This window comes from Chryseobacterium sp. NRRL B-14798 (genome assembly GCF_050470705.1).
In the GTDB taxonomy this organism is placed as follows: Bacteria; Bacteroidota; Bacteroidia; order Flavobacteriales; family Weeksellaceae; genus Chryseobacterium; species Chryseobacterium cupriresistens.
Genome location: NZ_JBFLUL010000001.1, coordinates 1 through 14,344, shown reverse-complemented (window position 1 = coordinate 14,344; position 14,344 = coordinate 1). Strand labels below are relative to the sequence as shown.

At 34.2% G+C, this 14,344-nt stretch carries 19 protein-coding genes and 2 pseudogenes; 2 read left to right on the top strand and 19 right to left on the bottom strand.

Features of this window, described 5'->3' with window-relative positions:
- The coding region (gyrA, locus tag AB1278_RS00105; protein ID WP_429811575.1) for a DNA gyrase subunit A at positions 1-2,385 on the bottom strand (2,385 nt) is incomplete at its 3' end.
- A 149-nt stretch (positions 2,386-2,534) separates the two neighbouring features.
- Between gyrA and AB1278_RS00100 the strand changes: the two genes are divergently transcribed.
- Positions 2,535-2,849, top strand: coding sequence for a DUF4286 family protein (locus tag AB1278_RS00100; RefSeq protein WP_343642716.1), 315 nt, complete (start codon positions 2,535-2,537; stop codon positions 2,847-2,849).
- 43 nt (positions 2,850-2,892) lie between these two features.
- On the opposite strand, the gene AB1278_RS00095 is transcribed toward AB1278_RS00100, so the two are convergent.
- The 4 genes from AB1278_RS00095 to AB1278_RS00080 form a co-directional block, all read right to left on the bottom strand.
- Positions 2,893-3,075, bottom strand: coding sequence for a hypothetical protein (locus AB1278_RS00095; protein ID WP_429811572.1), 183 nt, complete (start codon positions 3,073-3,075; stop codon positions 2,893-2,895).
- Positions 3,076-3,233: 158 nt separating this feature from the next.
- Positions 3,234-3,413 carry a quinol oxidase subunit 4 gene (locus AB1278_RS00090; RefSeq protein WP_343642712.1) on the bottom strand — a complete coding sequence of 60 codons (180 nt, stop codon included), beginning with the start codon at positions 3,411-3,413 and terminating at the stop codon, positions 3,234-3,236.
- A 220-nt stretch (positions 3,414-3,633) separates the two neighbouring features.
- A complete protein-coding gene (locus tag AB1278_RS00085) occupies positions 3,634-4,125 on the bottom strand; it encodes a GNAT family N-acetyltransferase (RefSeq protein ID WP_202840655.1) in 492 nt (163 codons plus the stop codon).
- A 5-nt stretch (positions 4,126-4,130) separates the two neighbouring features.
- The gene (locus tag AB1278_RS00080) at positions 4,131-4,643 is read right to left on the bottom strand and encodes a DUF421 domain-containing protein (RefSeq protein WP_202840657.1); all 513 of its coding nucleotides are present in this window, start codon (positions 4,641-4,643) and stop codon (positions 4,131-4,133) included.
- Positions 4,644-4,760: 117 nt separating this feature from the next.
- Between AB1278_RS00080 and AB1278_RS00075 the strand changes: the two genes are divergently transcribed.
- On the top strand, positions 4,761-5,306 hold the full coding sequence (locus AB1278_RS00075; protein ID WP_343642708.1) for a hypothetical protein: 546 nt from the start codon (positions 4,761-4,763) through the stop codon (positions 5,304-5,306).
- Between the two features lie 30 nt (positions 5,307-5,336).
- Here AB1278_RS00075 and AB1278_RS00070 read toward each other — a convergent pair whose 3' ends face one another.
- From AB1278_RS00070 to AB1278_RS00005, 14 genes and pseudogenes are all read right to left on the bottom strand, one after another.
- Complete coding sequence (locus AB1278_RS00070) at positions 5,337-5,471, bottom strand: bacteriocin-like protein (RefSeq protein WP_082798797.1); 135 nt, start codon at positions 5,469-5,471, stop codon at positions 5,337-5,339.
- Positions 5,472-5,585: 114 nt separating this feature from the next.
- Positions 5,586-5,741 carry a hypothetical protein gene (locus tag AB1278_RS00065; protein ID WP_429811566.1) on the bottom strand — a complete coding sequence of 52 codons (156 nt, stop codon included), beginning with the start codon at positions 5,739-5,741 and terminating at the stop codon, positions 5,586-5,588.
- Positions 5,722-5,991: a hypothetical protein gene (locus AB1278_RS00060; protein ID WP_429811563.1), complete on the bottom strand. Its 270-nt coding sequence runs from the start codon at positions 5,989-5,991 to the stop codon at positions 5,722-5,724. The genes AB1278_RS00065 and AB1278_RS00060 overlap by 20 nt, the downstream gene beginning before the upstream one ends.
- Before the next feature lie 183 nt (positions 5,992-6,174).
- On the bottom strand, positions 6,175-6,786 hold the full coding sequence (locus AB1278_RS00055; RefSeq protein WP_429811560.1) for an HNH endonuclease: 612 nt from the start codon (positions 6,784-6,786) through the stop codon (positions 6,175-6,177).
- A gap of 14 nt (positions 6,787-6,800) precedes the next feature.
- A complete protein-coding gene (locus AB1278_RS00050; RefSeq protein ID WP_429811557.1) occupies positions 6,801-7,100 on the bottom strand; it encodes a hypothetical protein in 300 nt (99 codons plus the stop codon).
- 3 nt (positions 7,101-7,103) lie between these two features.
- Positions 7,104-7,514 carry a hypothetical protein gene (locus AB1278_RS00045; protein WP_429811554.1) on the bottom strand — a complete coding sequence of 137 codons (411 nt, stop codon included), beginning with the start codon at positions 7,512-7,514 and terminating at the stop codon, positions 7,104-7,106.
- Entirely contained in the window at positions 7,511-7,972 is a 462-nt protein-coding gene (locus AB1278_RS00040; RefSeq protein ID WP_429811551.1) for a hypothetical protein, read from the bottom strand. The genes AB1278_RS00045 and AB1278_RS00040 overlap by 4 nt, the downstream gene beginning before the upstream one ends.
- Positions 7,969-8,508 (bottom strand): hypothetical protein, encoded by a 540-nt coding sequence (locus AB1278_RS00035; RefSeq protein ID WP_429811548.1) that lies wholly within the window; start codon positions 8,506-8,508, stop codon positions 7,969-7,971. The genes AB1278_RS00040 and AB1278_RS00035 overlap by 4 nt, the downstream gene beginning before the upstream one ends.
- Positions 8,468-9,235, bottom strand: coding sequence for a hypothetical protein (locus AB1278_RS00030; RefSeq protein ID WP_429811545.1), 768 nt, complete (start codon positions 9,233-9,235; stop codon positions 8,468-8,470). The genes AB1278_RS00035 and AB1278_RS00030 overlap by 41 nt, the downstream gene beginning before the upstream one ends.
- A gap of 77 nt (positions 9,236-9,312) precedes the next feature.
- Positions 9,313-12,143, bottom strand: a pseudogene (gene uvrA / locus AB1278_RS00025) (excinuclease ABC subunit UvrA).
- Positions 12,144-12,432: 289 nt separating this feature from the next.
- On the bottom strand, positions 12,433-12,819 hold the full coding sequence (locus tag AB1278_RS00020; RefSeq protein WP_429811542.1) for a serine hydrolase: 387 nt from the start codon (positions 12,817-12,819) through the stop codon (positions 12,433-12,435).
- 16 nt (positions 12,820-12,835) lie between these two features.
- A complete protein-coding gene (locus tag AB1278_RS00015) occupies positions 12,836-13,132 on the bottom strand; it encodes a serine hydrolase (protein WP_429811539.1) in 297 nt (98 codons plus the stop codon).
- 44 nt (positions 13,133-13,176) lie between these two features.
- A complete protein-coding gene (locus AB1278_RS00010; RefSeq protein ID WP_429811537.1) occupies positions 13,177-13,317 on the bottom strand; it encodes a hypothetical protein in 141 nt (46 codons plus the stop codon).
- A gap of 84 nt (positions 13,318-13,401) precedes the next feature.
- A pseudogene (locus tag AB1278_RS00005) lies at positions 13,402-14,344 on the bottom strand (type VI secretion system baseplate subunit TssF); the annotation flags it as partial.

Below are 14,344 nucleotides of genomic sequence, written 5' to 3'. Positions count from 1 at the left end.
ACCCTGAGTATTTCTACCCATTACTCTCATTTCATCCATTCCCATTCTGATGGCAACACCGGATTTGTTGATAATCATCAATCCGTCTTCGTCTGTTACGTTCTGAATAGCAATAAGATTTCCTGTTTTTTCAGTAATATTAAGCGTAATAACTCCTTTTCCTCCTCTGTTGGTAATTCTGTAGTCTTCTACCGCAGTTCTCTTACCATATCCTTTTTCAGATACTACAAGTACTGTTTCGTTCTCTACATCGTTCACAACAATCATACCAATAGCTTCGTCACCATCTTCAAGCAGGATTCCTCTTACCCCGATAGATCCTCTACCTACTTCTCTTACTTTCTCCTCAGGGAAACGGATACACTTACCATTTTTAGTGGCAATCATGATCTGAGAAGTTCCATTGGTAAGGTAAGCTCCTAATAGCTGGTCATTATCTCTGATTTCGATAGCATTCACCCCGTTTACTCTTGGTCTTGAATAGGCTTCCAACGATGTTTTCTTGATGGTTCCGTTTTTAGTTACCATCACGACGCTCATCTGATTTACATATTCGGAATCCTTAAGGTTGTTGGTTCTGATATATGCTTTGATCTTATCATCCGGTTCAATGTTGATAAGGTTTTGTACTGCTCTTCCTTTTGCCGTTTTGGAGCCTTCAGGAATTTCAAATACTCTTAACCAGTAACATCTTCCTTTTTCAGTGAAGAACAGCATATACTGGTGGTTGGTTGCAGAAACAATATATTCAAGGAAATCGGAATCCCTTGTCGTTGCCGCTTTATTACCTACACCACCTCTACTTTGGATTTTATATTCTGAAAGAGAAGTTCTCTTGATGTATCCTGCATGAGAAATAGTAAGAACGACAGATTCATTAGGAATGATATCTTCGATAGACATTTCTCCTCCTGAGTAATCTATTTCAGTTCTTCTTTCGTCTCCGTATTTTTCTTTGATTTCGATTAATTCTTCTTTAATGATCTGGAATCTTCTCGGCTCGTTAGCTAGGATGTCTTCCAAATTTGCGATTTCTTTCATAATCGCATCATACTCATCACGGATCTTATCAAGCTCCATTCCTGTAAGACGGGCTAATCTTAGATCAAGAATTGCCTGAGCCTGAATATCAGAAAGTTCAAAAGCTTCGATCAAGCCTTCTTTTGCAGCCTGAGGGTTGGCACTGTGACGGATAATAGAGATTGCTCTGTCTAAAGCATCCTGAGTTCCGATCACCTTCATAAATCCTTCAAGAATATGTGCTCTCTCTTTTGCTTTCTTAAGCTCATACTGAGTTCTTCTTACGATGACCTCGTGTCTGTGCTCTACAAAGTGATGAATGATATCTTTAAGGTTCAGCTGCTCCGGTCTTCCGTGTACCAATGCAATATTGTTTACACTGAAAGAGGTCTGAAGTGCTGTATATTTATATAATAGGTTAAGAACGACATTCGGTATTGCATCGTTTTTCAATTCATATACAATACGAAGTCCTTTTCTATCCGACTCATCTCTGATTTCGTGGATTCCCGGGATTTTTTCGTCTTTAACAAGCTCTGCTGTTCTGGCGATCATTTCCGCTTTGTTTACCTGATAAGGGATTTCGGTAACAATAATCGCGTTTCTGTTTCCGATTTCATCAAAGTTAACTTTAGCTCTTAAAACAACTCTACCTCTTCCTGTATGGAATGCATCTCTTACTCCGTCATATCCATAGATGATACCACCTGTAGGGAAATCCGGTGCAATGATGTGCTGCATCAGTTCGTCAATCGTAATTTCTTTATTATCGATATACGCACAGATTGCATCTACAGATTCTGAAAGGTTATGAGGCGCCATATTCGTTGCCATACCTACCGCGATACCTGAAGTACCATTTACCAAAAGATTCGGAACTTTAGTCGGCATTACCGTCGGTTCCTGTAAACTGTCGTCGAAGTTATTCTGAAAATCAACTGTTTCTTTGTCCAGGTCTGAAAGAACCTCATCAGAGATTTTTTTCAATCTAGCCTCGGTGTAACGCATTGCTGCAGGCGGGTCACCATCCATGGAACCAAAGTTACCCTGTCCGTCTACCTGAGGATAACGCAAGCTCCAGTCCTGAGCCATTCTTACCATAGCATCGTATACAGAGGAATCTCCGTGCGGGTGGTATTTACCCAAAACGTCCCCAACAATTCTCGCAGATTTTAAATATTTTCTATTAGAAAACACCCCTAGTCCATACATACCATACAGTACTCTTCTATGAACGGGTTTCAAGCCGTCTCTTACATCCGGTAACGCTCTTGAAACGATAACGGACATCGAATAATCGATATAAGACGACTTCATTTCATCAACAATGTTGATAGGAATCAGTCTTTCTCCTTCTTTTTGCATAAACAAATTTTATTGTAATGATATTCAAACTCTTAGCTGTCAGTTTGAAAATTATTTATTTCCAATTTTTATTAACGGGCTAATTTACGAAAAAAAAGCCGATTTTTGTGGTAGAATTTATCCAAAAAATCTTAAAAATTCATAAAAATATGAGCGTATTAAGTATAACTTTCCACTGCACAAAAGATAACCTGGAAGAATGGGAAAATTATATTGATGAAACACTGGTTTTAATGACTGAAAACCTTATGGATGTTAACAAATATATTCTTTCTGAGGTGCACAGTGACTTTATCGACGAAGGTAAAAATTATAATCTCCTGTTAATTTTTGATAATGATGAACTAAGGGAAGATTTTATTAAAAGTGAACTTTTAAATATTTCCGAAAGAATTGAGAAAAAGTTCGGACAGGAAGTAATGGTTTTCAACACTTTCCTTAATCCCAAAAAATCGAGATTATAACAGATCATAAAAAAGCACTGAAAAAATTCAGTGCTTTTCTTTTTTATCTGTGATGTCCATGACCACGGCCTTTACCTTTGTGATGATGCCCGCGATCGTCATAAATATACACTTTCTTTACCTGTCCTGGTGCGTAGTACCTTGCACTTCCGCCATAATACCTTTTTGCATGACCCGGTGGCATTCTTCTTCCATGATGATCGTGTACCACACAAGATGACAGCATTAAACTACCACAGCTACCCCAGCCATTTTAAACAAACTTTTCATTATTTTCACTTTTTCAATTTCGATAGCGAAATATATCAATGTTAATGCCAAAATAAATTGAAATTAAGCTAATGTATGTTAAAACTGACTGCTAATTTTTATTTTTTGTACCAGTTAATAGCCGCTTCTTTTTTTCACCTGCCCAGGAGCATAGTCTTTTGCACTTCCTCCAAACACTTTTTTAGCCTGTCCTGGCGGAACTGTTTTAACCCGGCGTCCATTGTCATGCACCACACAAGATGATAACATGAATGTTACAATAAGAACTCCTGTAATTTTAATCAAATTTTTCATTATTTCTATTTTTCAACTTTATTTAATATAACAATGGTAGTGCCAAAGGTTAAAAAATTAAAGTTCAAAGCTCAAAGTTTAAGGTTTAAGGCTGGAATAGATGGGCTTTTATTGTAGATGGTCAATTTTGCTTCGCAGGTCAATGGGGAATTTTGTTATGGAGAATTATATTACCAACAAAATCATCAATTATCAATCATCTATTATCGATTATAGTTCTCTAGACGATTTCACTTCTTTTTTCCATCAGGATAATATCTTTCCACTCTCCGTTGAGTTTTCCGATTTTTTTACGGACGCCTACGATTCTGAAACCGTTTTTCTGATGAAATTTGATAGAAGTTTCATTTTCGGAGAAGATATTGGTCTGTAATGTCCAGAATCCGTGATCCTCGCTATCCAAAATCAATTTTTTAAGCAATACGGAACCCAATCCCTTTCCTTGATATTCGTTATCAAAATAAATGCTTACCTCTGCAACTCCTTTATAGCATTCTCTTTTGCTCACCGGTTTTAAGGCACACCATCCCACAACTTCATTTTTTTCATTTTCCAGTACCCAGCGGCAGTCGTTAAAATAGCCCATGCTCCATGCCTCAGCAGTTGGGACTTCTGTTTCAAAAGTGGAAATTCCACCGTCTATTCCCTGGCGGAAAATTTCAAGAACCCTGGCTTCATCAGTGGGAAGCATTTCTCTTAATTCGTAATTCATCGTATTTAATGGTATTTTCTTTTGATTTTTCTTTTAATTCTTGAGTAGTGTGTCTGCTTGCTTTTTTCGTCCTGAGAAACCACACTGATATTTCCATCCACTTCCAGAACGGAAAGCTTTACATTGTTAATGTTTTCAATTCCGTGTTCTCTTATCGCTTCTTCCAATTCGCTTTCTGTAATCTTTACCCGATTCAGGGCTGCCTGATCGGCAATTCCATCCTTGATCAGAATAACCGGCTCATCTTCCATAAAAGTCTGAAAGGAGCGGCTGGAAAACATGAATCTCTTCACAATGAAATTAGCAACAAACAAAACCAATGCCGCCACGATTCCTCCCTGAAGAGAGGTATCAGGACCTACCATTGCATTCTGAACAGCATTTGAAATTAACAACAGCAATACAACATCCCCTGCATTCAGCTGAGAAAGCTGGTTTTTACCAAATAACCGGATGGCAATTACCATGAAAAGGTAAACGCAGAGGGAACGGACAGCAACGTTAAGAATAGGATCCACAATTTTTTTTATCTACTCAAATGTATTGATTTTTGTGATTCGTGGGAAATATTTTACGGACAGATTTTGGTATACATTTTGAGCTTGAAATTCAAATAATACCACAAAATAACACCAATGAAAATTTTTTTTCTCTGTTTAGGAATATTTCTGTTTTTTGTATCCTGCAAAAAGAATGAACCTCAACCTACCCGGTTTTCAGAAACTGCCATTATTGAAAAAGTAAATGAACTGTATACTCAATATGGAAAATCCAACGAAGCTGTTTATAACCAGCCGATTCCGGATGCTTTATTTTCTCAGGATTTAAAAAAAGTTTTAGACGAGGCCATCAATGCATCAAAGGCTGATATTGAAAAGGTAAAAAAGAGTGATCATCCTGATGAGAAACCTTTAATATTCGAAGGGGCTATTTTTTCCAGCCTGTATGAAGGCTTTACAGATTATAAAATCAAGTCTGTTAAGATACAGGATAAGACTGCTGAAGCATTGTTAGCCTTTGAATATAATGCAGTTTCCCCCAAAGAAACCTGGATGGACACCGTGCATCTTATCAATACAGAGAAAGGATGGAGAATAGATAATGTTACTTTTGATACAATAGGAAATTCTAAAGATCTTAAAGCAAGATTAACAGAGTTTATTCAGAGTACACAACAATAGAAAAGCCGCTTTTGTAAGCGGCTTTATTTTTTACGGACATTGAACGATTGGAATATCGCTGCAGATTACTTTATTTGCCCACTCGCAAAACGTACAGTATTTTACAGGTTCTCCTCCGTTCACTGACTTCAACTCTGACTTTGTCAGCTTCTTTAAATTTTTCATATCGTTTTAATTTTATGGTAGCCCAAAACTAAAACATATCTGTTTATTCTTTATTACAATTTAATCTGATAAGGTTTCATTATTCACACATTCATGAATAATATGCAATAAATATTATCTGCTGTGGATCTCTACTGTCACAGGCATTACATAGGTGTAAGCAACCATGTTATCAGTTAGTTTTTTGCGGTCTACTCTATAGTCAAGATCGCTTAACACTGCTTCAATTTCCTTGCTTACGGTTTTACAGTCACCACTGGATATGAACATTAACGATTTTTCCGTTTTTAGCAATATCAAACTTCACCACAGAATTTACCGTTCCCTGTTTGTAATCAGGATTGGTAAGATCAAAATTAGCTTCTAATTTATTTCTGATATCGTTAAACGTTTCACTTTTGCTCAGTTGAATTTCCTGAATGGTATTATGATCTGTAGTTTGAGCTTTGGCAGTGTTCAAAACAGCAGCAAATCCGCAAACGAAAAGTGAAGCCATCAATATTTGAATTCTATTTTTCATAACTAACTGGTTTTAAATGTTATACTAACCTATTTTTATATCTCTTAACCAAAGTTATTAAAAATAATTCATATTAATTTCACATTGAGTTAACATTCAGTTAACATTAAAGCTTAATCAATTGATTATCAGTGTAATAAATTTTTAAAATAATTGAAAATTTAATATTAATGGATGGATAATTCAATTATTTTTTTTAAGTTCTTCTATGATATCATGTTTAAATTTTGAAAAAGGTCTTCCATGATAATCATTCTCATTAATTTCAATTCCAAAAATCATTCTATAAACTTCTTCTTTTGATATTGCTAACCCTTTAAAAGTCTTATTTAATAAAATATCTAAGTAATTTTCAGAATACTTATATCTTAAATCTAATAAATCTCGAAGTTCTTTATTAGAATGAGCATTATAAATTTCACTTAAGCATAAATCTCTAAATGTATTTTTAATTTTATTTTGGGCATCTATATTATTTGTAGTAATATTAACTTTTATATTATTTTCAGAAAAAGTTTTTTTCCTAAAACTAAAACTAAATTTTTTTTCTTCAATATTCATTAAGTATGGATGCAAGTGAGTAGATATATCAAAATCGTCGTCAAGCTTTTTCTTATTACAATTTGAACAAATTGGTATTAAATTATAAAAGCTTAGCGCTAAAAGTGGATACTTACTTTGGCTAAAAAAATGATCATATTCTGCTCTTATAATTTTATTTTTTGTGTTCCCTATAGTTTTTACATAATTTCTATTACAATAAATGCATGTATGCTGATCCAGCAATTCCGCCAAAAAATATTTATTTCCTACAATTTGAGAATACCTAAAAACATTTTTATTTGTGATATTTTGGTGTAATACTTAAGATCTTTAGCTCTATCAGCTTTATTTTTTTTTAGATAAGCAATAAATTCATCAAAATTAAAATTTGGAATAATTTTTACAATAAAATCATTATTCATTTCTTTTAAATGTTCAGGCCTTGAGAGTATTAAGTTTTTAACATTTTGTTCCGTTAAACCAATTAAATCGAAGTCTTTAATACTTGCTTTTATTGCTTTATAATATTTTAAAGCAATTTTATCTGAGAATTCTAAACTGAGCATTGATTAATTATTTTTATTTAATTCATATAACTCTTTCTGCATTCTTTCAATTTCTTTTTCTAAAATTTCTTTTCGAGGAAATTCTAAAGTTGCTTCAAAATACATTTCCTCTAACTTTTGTTTTAAAAAAGGCTCGTCGATAATTTGAATGACTTTATAATATTTTTTGAAGTCTTTACTTCTCTCATTAACTTCCTTTTTAAGCTTCAATAAAATTCTATTTTTATATTTACTTATTTTATATGAATCATTTTCTAAATTTAGTTGAGCTATTTTATCTTTGATATCAAGAATAGAATTTAACCAAACGATTACTTCTTCAATTTTTTCTTTTGCATAATCACCAATTAATCCATTCTCAATAAAGAAACTATCACCCAATAAGTCAGTAATATTTGCTCCAAAAGTATTCATTCTAGAAAAGTTCTTTCTTCAGACTTTTTCGTATCCTTATTAACATCTAGAAATAAAACGTTTTGTTTAGGAATATCTGAAAGAATAAAAGGAGAGTGAGTTATGAAAAGTATATTAATCGCAAAGATATCTTTGAGATTAGTATTATAAATTTGTTGTAAAATATTATTTACAAATTTTTTTTGAAATTCAGGATGAAAATAAAGCTCAATCTCTTCAAAAATTATATTTACACATTGATATTTGACTATTTCATCTTTTTTAACTGAATTTATATTATTCAAATGATAAATTACAGAACTTATAGAATGTATCAATTGTTGTTCTCCGGAACTTAAACTATTAAATTCAATTAAATCATGCTTATTGGAGTTTTCAATTAAGATATTAGTTTCAAAAAGCGGAGGAGGAAGAATTTCAATTAGAGGGATATTATTCTTATCTGAAAAACTATTCAATTTTTCAGATAAAGCATCAATATCAATTTGAGAATTAATCCCATATCATTCCATAGAATTGAATAATACTTTATAAAATTAACAGTTTGTTTTAGTTTATAAGCAATATGACTTGGATATTCTTCTATATAATCTAAAAAATCTAAAATATTAACAAATTTAACGGAGTGATTATCAATATTTTTATTAACAACAAATTTTCTATAAGACTCATACTTAAAGCAAATACTTATTATCTTGTATATTATATAAATATCAAAATGTTTTTGATTAGGAATTACTACCCCTTGAATATTAAACTTTTCTTTTGTCTTCTCTAAAATTTCTAATGGATTATGAATTACATTTTGATTGAATAATATTCCATAATTATCTTTTTCGAGCAATTTAATTTTTACATTATAATCTGTATCTGGAGGTGTATATATTTGACTAGGTGAAGTATCAACTGCTTTAAACTCTTCTCTTTTATCCTTTTTATTTCTAATTTTACCGCTAACCATTATTTCCCATTTTTCGAAGTGAAAAGTTTTCATTAATTACTGGTTTTAGAATATTTACTAAAAGTCTTTGCTGAAGTAAATATTGTTCATTATTAATGTCAATTATGCCTGACAAACCATTTTCTTTATGTTCTCTTTTAGGATTAATAACAACAGGAATTTGATAAGAGTCATTTTTATGAAATAGCTCATCAATCCAATCGCCAATAGTAGAAGAATTAAATGCATATAATGAGTAATTGATAATCATTGAGTAGAAGAAATTATCTAACTTAAACTCTACACTATTTGGTATCTGGTATAAACTAAATGTTAAATGATTAATTTGTAAATAATAATATTCATTTTTATACTCGTAAAAAATTTGACATTGTATTGTTTTGCCATTTTCATCAATATCAATTTCTTTTATATCTGCTGATGTTTTTAATTGTCTTTTTTCATCATAATTTAATAAAGAATAAGAAAGCTGATTTATACTGGCTACAAATAGTTCAACTAAAGCACTTTTTCCAGTTCCATTTTTACCAACTATCGCAGAAATATTAATTTTATCACCATATAAATTTATAGGAGCTGTTGATTCGTATTTTATATTTGACACTTCAATTAGCTGAGAAAAATCAATTATTTCGTTTCCTTTAGAATCTTGGAAGATATAATCATTATAAAATTTATAAATCCTGTTTTCTTCAAGATTTTTTAAAAATTTAGGATTACATTTATCTAATGGACGTATTGCAAGTAATTTAAAGCTCATGTATTATCGTTTTTCCCAAAAGTAAATAAAAAAACCACAATTTTCATTGTGGTTTTCCGTAATATAAATTTATAATTCTATTCTAATTCCCTCTTCAAGAACTTCCCTGTCAAGCTCTTCTTAGACTTCACAATTTCCTCAGGAGTTCCCTGTGCAACGATCTGTCCGCCATGTTTTCCTCCTTCCGGTCCTACGTCGATAATATGGTCTGCTAATTTGATGACATCCATATTATGTTCAATGATGATGAATGAGGTTTCCGAGTTCTACCAACTGATTGATGGCATCCATCAGGATTTTTACGTCTTCAAAATGAAGTCCTGTTGTTGGTTCATCAAGGATATAAAGGGTATTTCCGGTTTGTCTTTTTGCTAATTCAGTTGCTAGCTTGATACGTTGCGCTTCACCTCCCGAAAGGGTTGTCGACTGCTGTCCAAGGGTAATATACCCTAAACCTACATCCTGTAATGTTTTCACTTTCGCGAAGATTTTAGGAATCGGCTGGAAGAAATCTACCGCTTCATCAATCGTCATATCCAATACGTCAGAAATTGATTTTCCTTTGTAACGGACTTCCAGCGTTTCTCTGTTGAAACGTTTTCCGTTGCAGGTTTCACAGTGCACGTATACATCCGGAAGGAAGTTCATTTCAATCACTTTCAATCCTCCGCCCTGACAGGTTTCGCATCTTCCGCCTTTTACATTGAAAGAGAATCTTCCCGGTTTATATCCACGGATTTTACTTTCCGGCAGCTCTGCAAAAAGGTTTCTGATATCGGTAAACATTCCGGTATACGTTGCAGGATTCGAACGTGGCGTTCTTCCGATTGGTGTCTGGTCTACGTCTACAATTTTATCAATATTCTCTAATCCTTCAATTTTCTTGTAAGGTAAAGGTTCCTGAACCGCTCTGTAGAAATGTTTGTTAAGGATCGGATATAATGTTCCGTTAATCAGAGAAGATTTTCCGCTTCCTGAAATTCCGGTTACTACCACCAGTTTTCCAAGAGGAATATCCAGGGTTACGTTTTTAAGATTGTTCCCTGTAGCGCCTTTTAAAACAATATTTTTACCGCTTCCTGCTCTTCTTTCTGCCGGAATTTCTATTTTTCTTTTTCCATTAATATACTGAGCCGTGATGGTATCAGCTTTCAAAAGATCTTTGGTTTTCCCTGCCAAAGAATCTCTCCTCCGAATTTTCCTGCTCTCGGACCAATATCCAGCACCTCATCGGCTTCCAGGATCATGTCTTTATCATGTTCTACCACCAATACAGAGTTTCCGATATCCCTCAGGTTTTTCAGAGAATGGATCAGTCTTTCATTATCTCTCTGGTGAAGCCCGATACTTGGTTCATCAAGAATATACAATACATTCACCAGCTGAGATCCGATCTGTGTTGCCAGACGGATTCTCTGCGATTCTCCTCCGGAAAGTGTTTTTGAACTTCTGCTCAAACTTAAATAATCCAATCCTACATCCAGCAAAAACTGAAGTCTGGTTTCAATTTCTTTTAAGATCTCGTGAGCAATGATTTTATTCTTTTCTGAGAATTTATCTTTAACATCGGCTAACCAGTCTTTTAAATCTGCTAAGCTTAAAGCATTGACCTCTGCAATGTTTTTTCCATCAATTTTAAAACTTAAACTTGAAGGCTGAAGGCGGGTGCCATGACATTCAGGGCATATTTCTTCTGTAGTAAAATGTCTTTCCAATAAAACAGCTTCATAGGAATCTCTATCATCAATAATTTCTTCCATGAAAGCGATCAAACCATCGAAACCTATTTTTATTTTCTTGGTAATTCCTGCGTATTTCAGGTCTTTATTAAATTCTTTATGACATCCGTTGTAGATATAATCCAGTGCTTCTTCCGGAATATCCTGCAATGGAGTGGTTAACCCCAGCCCAAAGATTTCAAGAATATTTTTGATCTGTGACAGGATCCATTTGTTGGACTTGATATCTTCCAACGGCAGTAATCCTCCCTGATTGATAGATAGTTTCGGATTGTCTATAAAGTAATCGGTATTGATCTTTTTAATGGTTCCCAAGCCTTTACAATTCGGGCAGCTTCCTTTTGGAGAGTTGAATGAGAAGGTATTGGGTTCCGGCAGCGCCAGAGAGTGTCCGGTTTCAGCATCCATCAGGTTTTTGGAAAAATATTCGATATCTGTACTTCCCAGTTTCTGAATTCCTATGATTCCTTCTCCCATTTCCATTGCGGTACGCAATGATTTTTCCATTCTGCTTTCCGAAGCATTCTCCCCGATAATCCAACGGTCGATCACAATGTCGATGTCGTGGGTTTTATAACGATCAAGTTTTAAATCATATTCAATATCCTGCAGCTCACCATCAATTCTTGCCTGCCCATAACCTTTTTGGCCATCTGAACAAAAAGTTCATGATAATGTCCTTTTCTGGAACGTACCACGGGCGCCAAAAGCATGATTTTCTCTTTTTTATAATTTTCTTTGATGGTTTCAAGGATCTGATCTTCAGTATAGCTTACCAACTTCTGCCCTGTAGACAAAGAGTACGCATCTGAAACTCTGGCATACAATAGACGCAGAAAGTCGTACAGCTCGGTAACTGTTCCTACGGTAGAACGAGGGTTTTTATTGGTTGTTTTCTGCTCAATGGCAATAACCGGAGAAAGACCTTCGATTTTATCTACATCGGGACGCTCCAGTCCGCCCAGAAACTGGCGTGCATAGGCAGAAAAAGTTTCGATATAACGACGCTGGCCTTCTGCAAAAATAGTATCAAAAGCCAACGACGATTTTCCACTTCCGGAAAGGCCGGTAATCACGACCAATTCATTACGTGGAATTTTTACATTAATATTTTTCAGGTTGTGTTCACGTGCTCCGTAAACTTCTATATATTCTGTTGATTTGCTCATAATTTGGAGTGACTTTGCCTGAAAATCACAACGTGCAAAAATACGAAATTTTATAGACTTTTTTTGAATATAAATGGGATAAAAGTTTCATAAAAAATTCTTAGGTTTTGTTAAGACACTGAATCCGATGTTATTGAATTTTTCCGGAATGATTTTATATTTTTCACATCATTATCTTTGGGCTGAAGCCAATGGAAGCTCATTTATTAAAAAACAGGCTAAAGCCCGTTTCTATTGATATGATAAAATATATTGAGATTAAAAAGGGTATAATCATAATTACAAATTTTCATTTGCACGTATAGTATTCCCAGACAGCGTGACTGATATCTGAGATGATTTTTTCCGTATCTGCCATTTCTTCTTTAATATTTTTAAGATAAATGGATAAAATCACATGTTTTCCATTTGGAAGTTTTATAATTCCTACATCATTCATTGCAGCGCGTAGATTATTTTCATTTCTTCCGGAAATTCCTGTTCGGTGGGCCAATTCTGTACCTACAGGCAATCCCGCTTTCATCCAGTTAAGCCCTCTTGAAGTTTCTACCATCACCTGATACAGGTATTTTGTAGTTTCTTTTTTCAACACTTTTCCTTTATAGAATTTTTCTATAAGTTCTGTGGTTGCCAAAGGCGTTGTTGTATTCAGATAACATTTTTCAAACGAGGACATTTCCTTCTCATTACTTTTATGGTAAAATCTTTAATCCCTGCTGATTAATAAATTTCTGTACTGTCTCCGTTCCGCCAATGATGTTCAATAAAATGTCACAACCATTGTTATCACTGTGGGAAACGGTATATCTTAATAACTGATCTAAGGTAAGATACATATTCCCCTGAGGATATTCTTCCCGGATCGGACTCCAGGTTTCTGGTAGCAGATCTTCTTTTTTGATGAAAAACTTTTGATCCAGTTTTAATATACCTTCGTCAACCCGGTTTAAAACAGCTAAGGCAATGTGAAATTTGAAAACACTCAACATTGGAGTTTCTTTATTTCCGTTGATGCTCAGTGTATCTTTATCTTCTATTCTTTTAAAGATATTCCAACAGTTGCATTTTTTGTAGAGATTATCTGATTAATTTTATTTTTCAGATCTTTAATAGTCTGGCTTTTTAAATGAGCACCAAAGAGGAGGAGAAGTATTAAAAGTGATATTTTTTTCATTGAATTCTGATCTTATTCTGAACATTACATTAAAAATGCCGTAGCGGGTACGGCATTTATTTTTTTAACTTATTTTTATAAGAACTACATATCCTGGAAATCAACATCTTCATTGGTAATCCTTACGATATATTCGATTCCATCAATGGCTTTGGCAATAATCTGATTCCTGATAATATTGGCCATATTTTCCCAATAGGCTCTTCCGTAGAAAGAATAGTTCTGCGGAATGATTTCTACCTCAACAGTTCTTACAAAACCTTCTTTTGGTTTGTTGCTGATCATCGTTCCTCTTCTTACCCTTACTTCTCTTACTTCATCTTTCAGAATCATGCGGCAGTAGTTTTTAACGTCTTCCAAAGAAATGATCTTATCTCTGGTTGTCAGGGCATATTTATACGCCTGAATACTATCCGTTCCTTTTTGTTCTTCGGCTCCTCCCAATGTTTCGGTAAGCAGTACCACAGTCTGAGATTTCAGCTGGTTGGAAAGTTCAGTTCCCGGACGCATATGATTGGCCAGCGTACAGTGTGTAATCCAAAAAGAAGCGTAGGTATGATCGGTTTTTTCTACCGGTTCCATGATCACGTAATTCAGCTCCTGTCTGATATTCCTTTTGGCATTGTTTACTTTCTGCACCATGGATTTCATTTTGTCAGACATTTCACTTAAGACTCCTTTTACATTATCTCTGTTCAAAAGGGAAAATGCAGCAATTTCATCTCTTGTCAGTTCCAGAACATTGGCAATCATATCTACTGCATTTCGACTGGTAAAACGTTCCATTCCTCCCTTTCTTACAGTATATAATCCTTTTTTAAGATCATCGGCCGGAGTAAAAGGAATTTCAGTATATCTTCTGCCGTCACCATCCTGTACCTCATCCACATAAAGGAAATGCTCGCCTTCGTCTGTCACCAAAGGGATATTATTTCCCATGATATCAAGGCTGTATTCTGTTTTTTTCCAGCCTCTGTTATAGATTGGAAAAGCATTCAGCACAAATGAGAAATTATCCAGGATTTCT

What these genes read in the sequence shown, in the direction of transcription:
- AB1278_RS00100 (WP_343642716.1), top strand. Translation starts at nt 2,535, where the DNA reads ATGAGCGTATTAAGTATAACTTTCCACTGCACAAAAGATAACCTGGAA.
- AB1278_RS00095 (WP_429811572.1), bottom strand. Translation starts at nt 3,075, where the DNA reads ATGCTGTCATCTTGTGTGGTACACGATCATCATGGAAGAAGAATGCCA.
- AB1278_RS00090 (WP_343642712.1), bottom strand. Translation starts at nt 3,413, where the DNA reads ATGAAAAATTTGATTAAAATTACAGGAGTTCTTATTGTAACATTCATG.
- AB1278_RS00085 (WP_202840655.1), bottom strand. Translation starts at nt 4,125, where the DNA reads ATGAATTACGAATTAAGAGAAATGCTTCCCACTGATGAAGCCAGGGTT.
- AB1278_RS00075 (WP_343642708.1), top strand. Translation starts at nt 4,761, where the DNA reads ATGAAAATTTTTTTTCTCTGTTTAGGAATATTTCTGTTTTTTGTATCC.
- AB1278_RS00070 (WP_082798797.1), bottom strand. Translation starts at nt 5,471, where the DNA reads ATGAAAAATTTAAAGAAGCTGACAAAGTCAGAGTTGAAGTCAGTGAAC.
- AB1278_RS00065 (WP_429811566.1), bottom strand. Translation starts at nt 5,741, where the DNA reads ATGTTCATATCCAGTGGTGACTGTAAAACCGTAAGCAAGGAAATTGAA.
- AB1278_RS00060 (WP_429811563.1), bottom strand. Translation starts at nt 5,991, where the DNA reads ATGAAAAATAGAATTCAAATATTGATGGCTTCACTTTTCGTTTGCGGA.
- AB1278_RS00050 (WP_429811557.1), bottom strand. Translation starts at nt 7,100, where the DNA reads ATGCTCAGTTTAGAATTCTCAGATAAAATTGCTTTAAAATATTATAAA.
- AB1278_RS00045 (WP_429811554.1), bottom strand. Translation starts at nt 7,514, where the DNA reads ATGAATACTTTTGGAGCAAATATTACTGACTTATTGGGTGATAGTTTC.
- AB1278_RS00035 (WP_429811548.1), bottom strand. Translation starts at nt 8,508, where the DNA reads ATGAAAACTTTTCACTTCGAAAAATGGGAAATAATGGTTAGCGGTAAA.
- AB1278_RS00030 (WP_429811545.1), bottom strand. Translation starts at nt 9,235, where the DNA reads ATGAGCTTTAAATTACTTGCAATACGTCCATTAGATAAATGTAATCCT.
- AB1278_RS00020 (WP_429811542.1), bottom strand. Translation starts at nt 12,819, where the DNA reads ATGTCCTCGTTTGAAAAATGTTATCTGAATACAACAACGCCTTTGGCA.
- AB1278_RS00015 (WP_429811539.1), bottom strand. Translation starts at nt 13,132, where the DNA reads ATGTTGAGTGTTTTCAAATTTCACATTGCCTTAGCTGTTTTAAACCGG.
- AB1278_RS00010 (WP_429811537.1), bottom strand. Translation starts at nt 13,317, where the DNA reads ATGAAAAAAATATCACTTTTAATACTTCTCCTCCTCTTTGGTGCTCAT.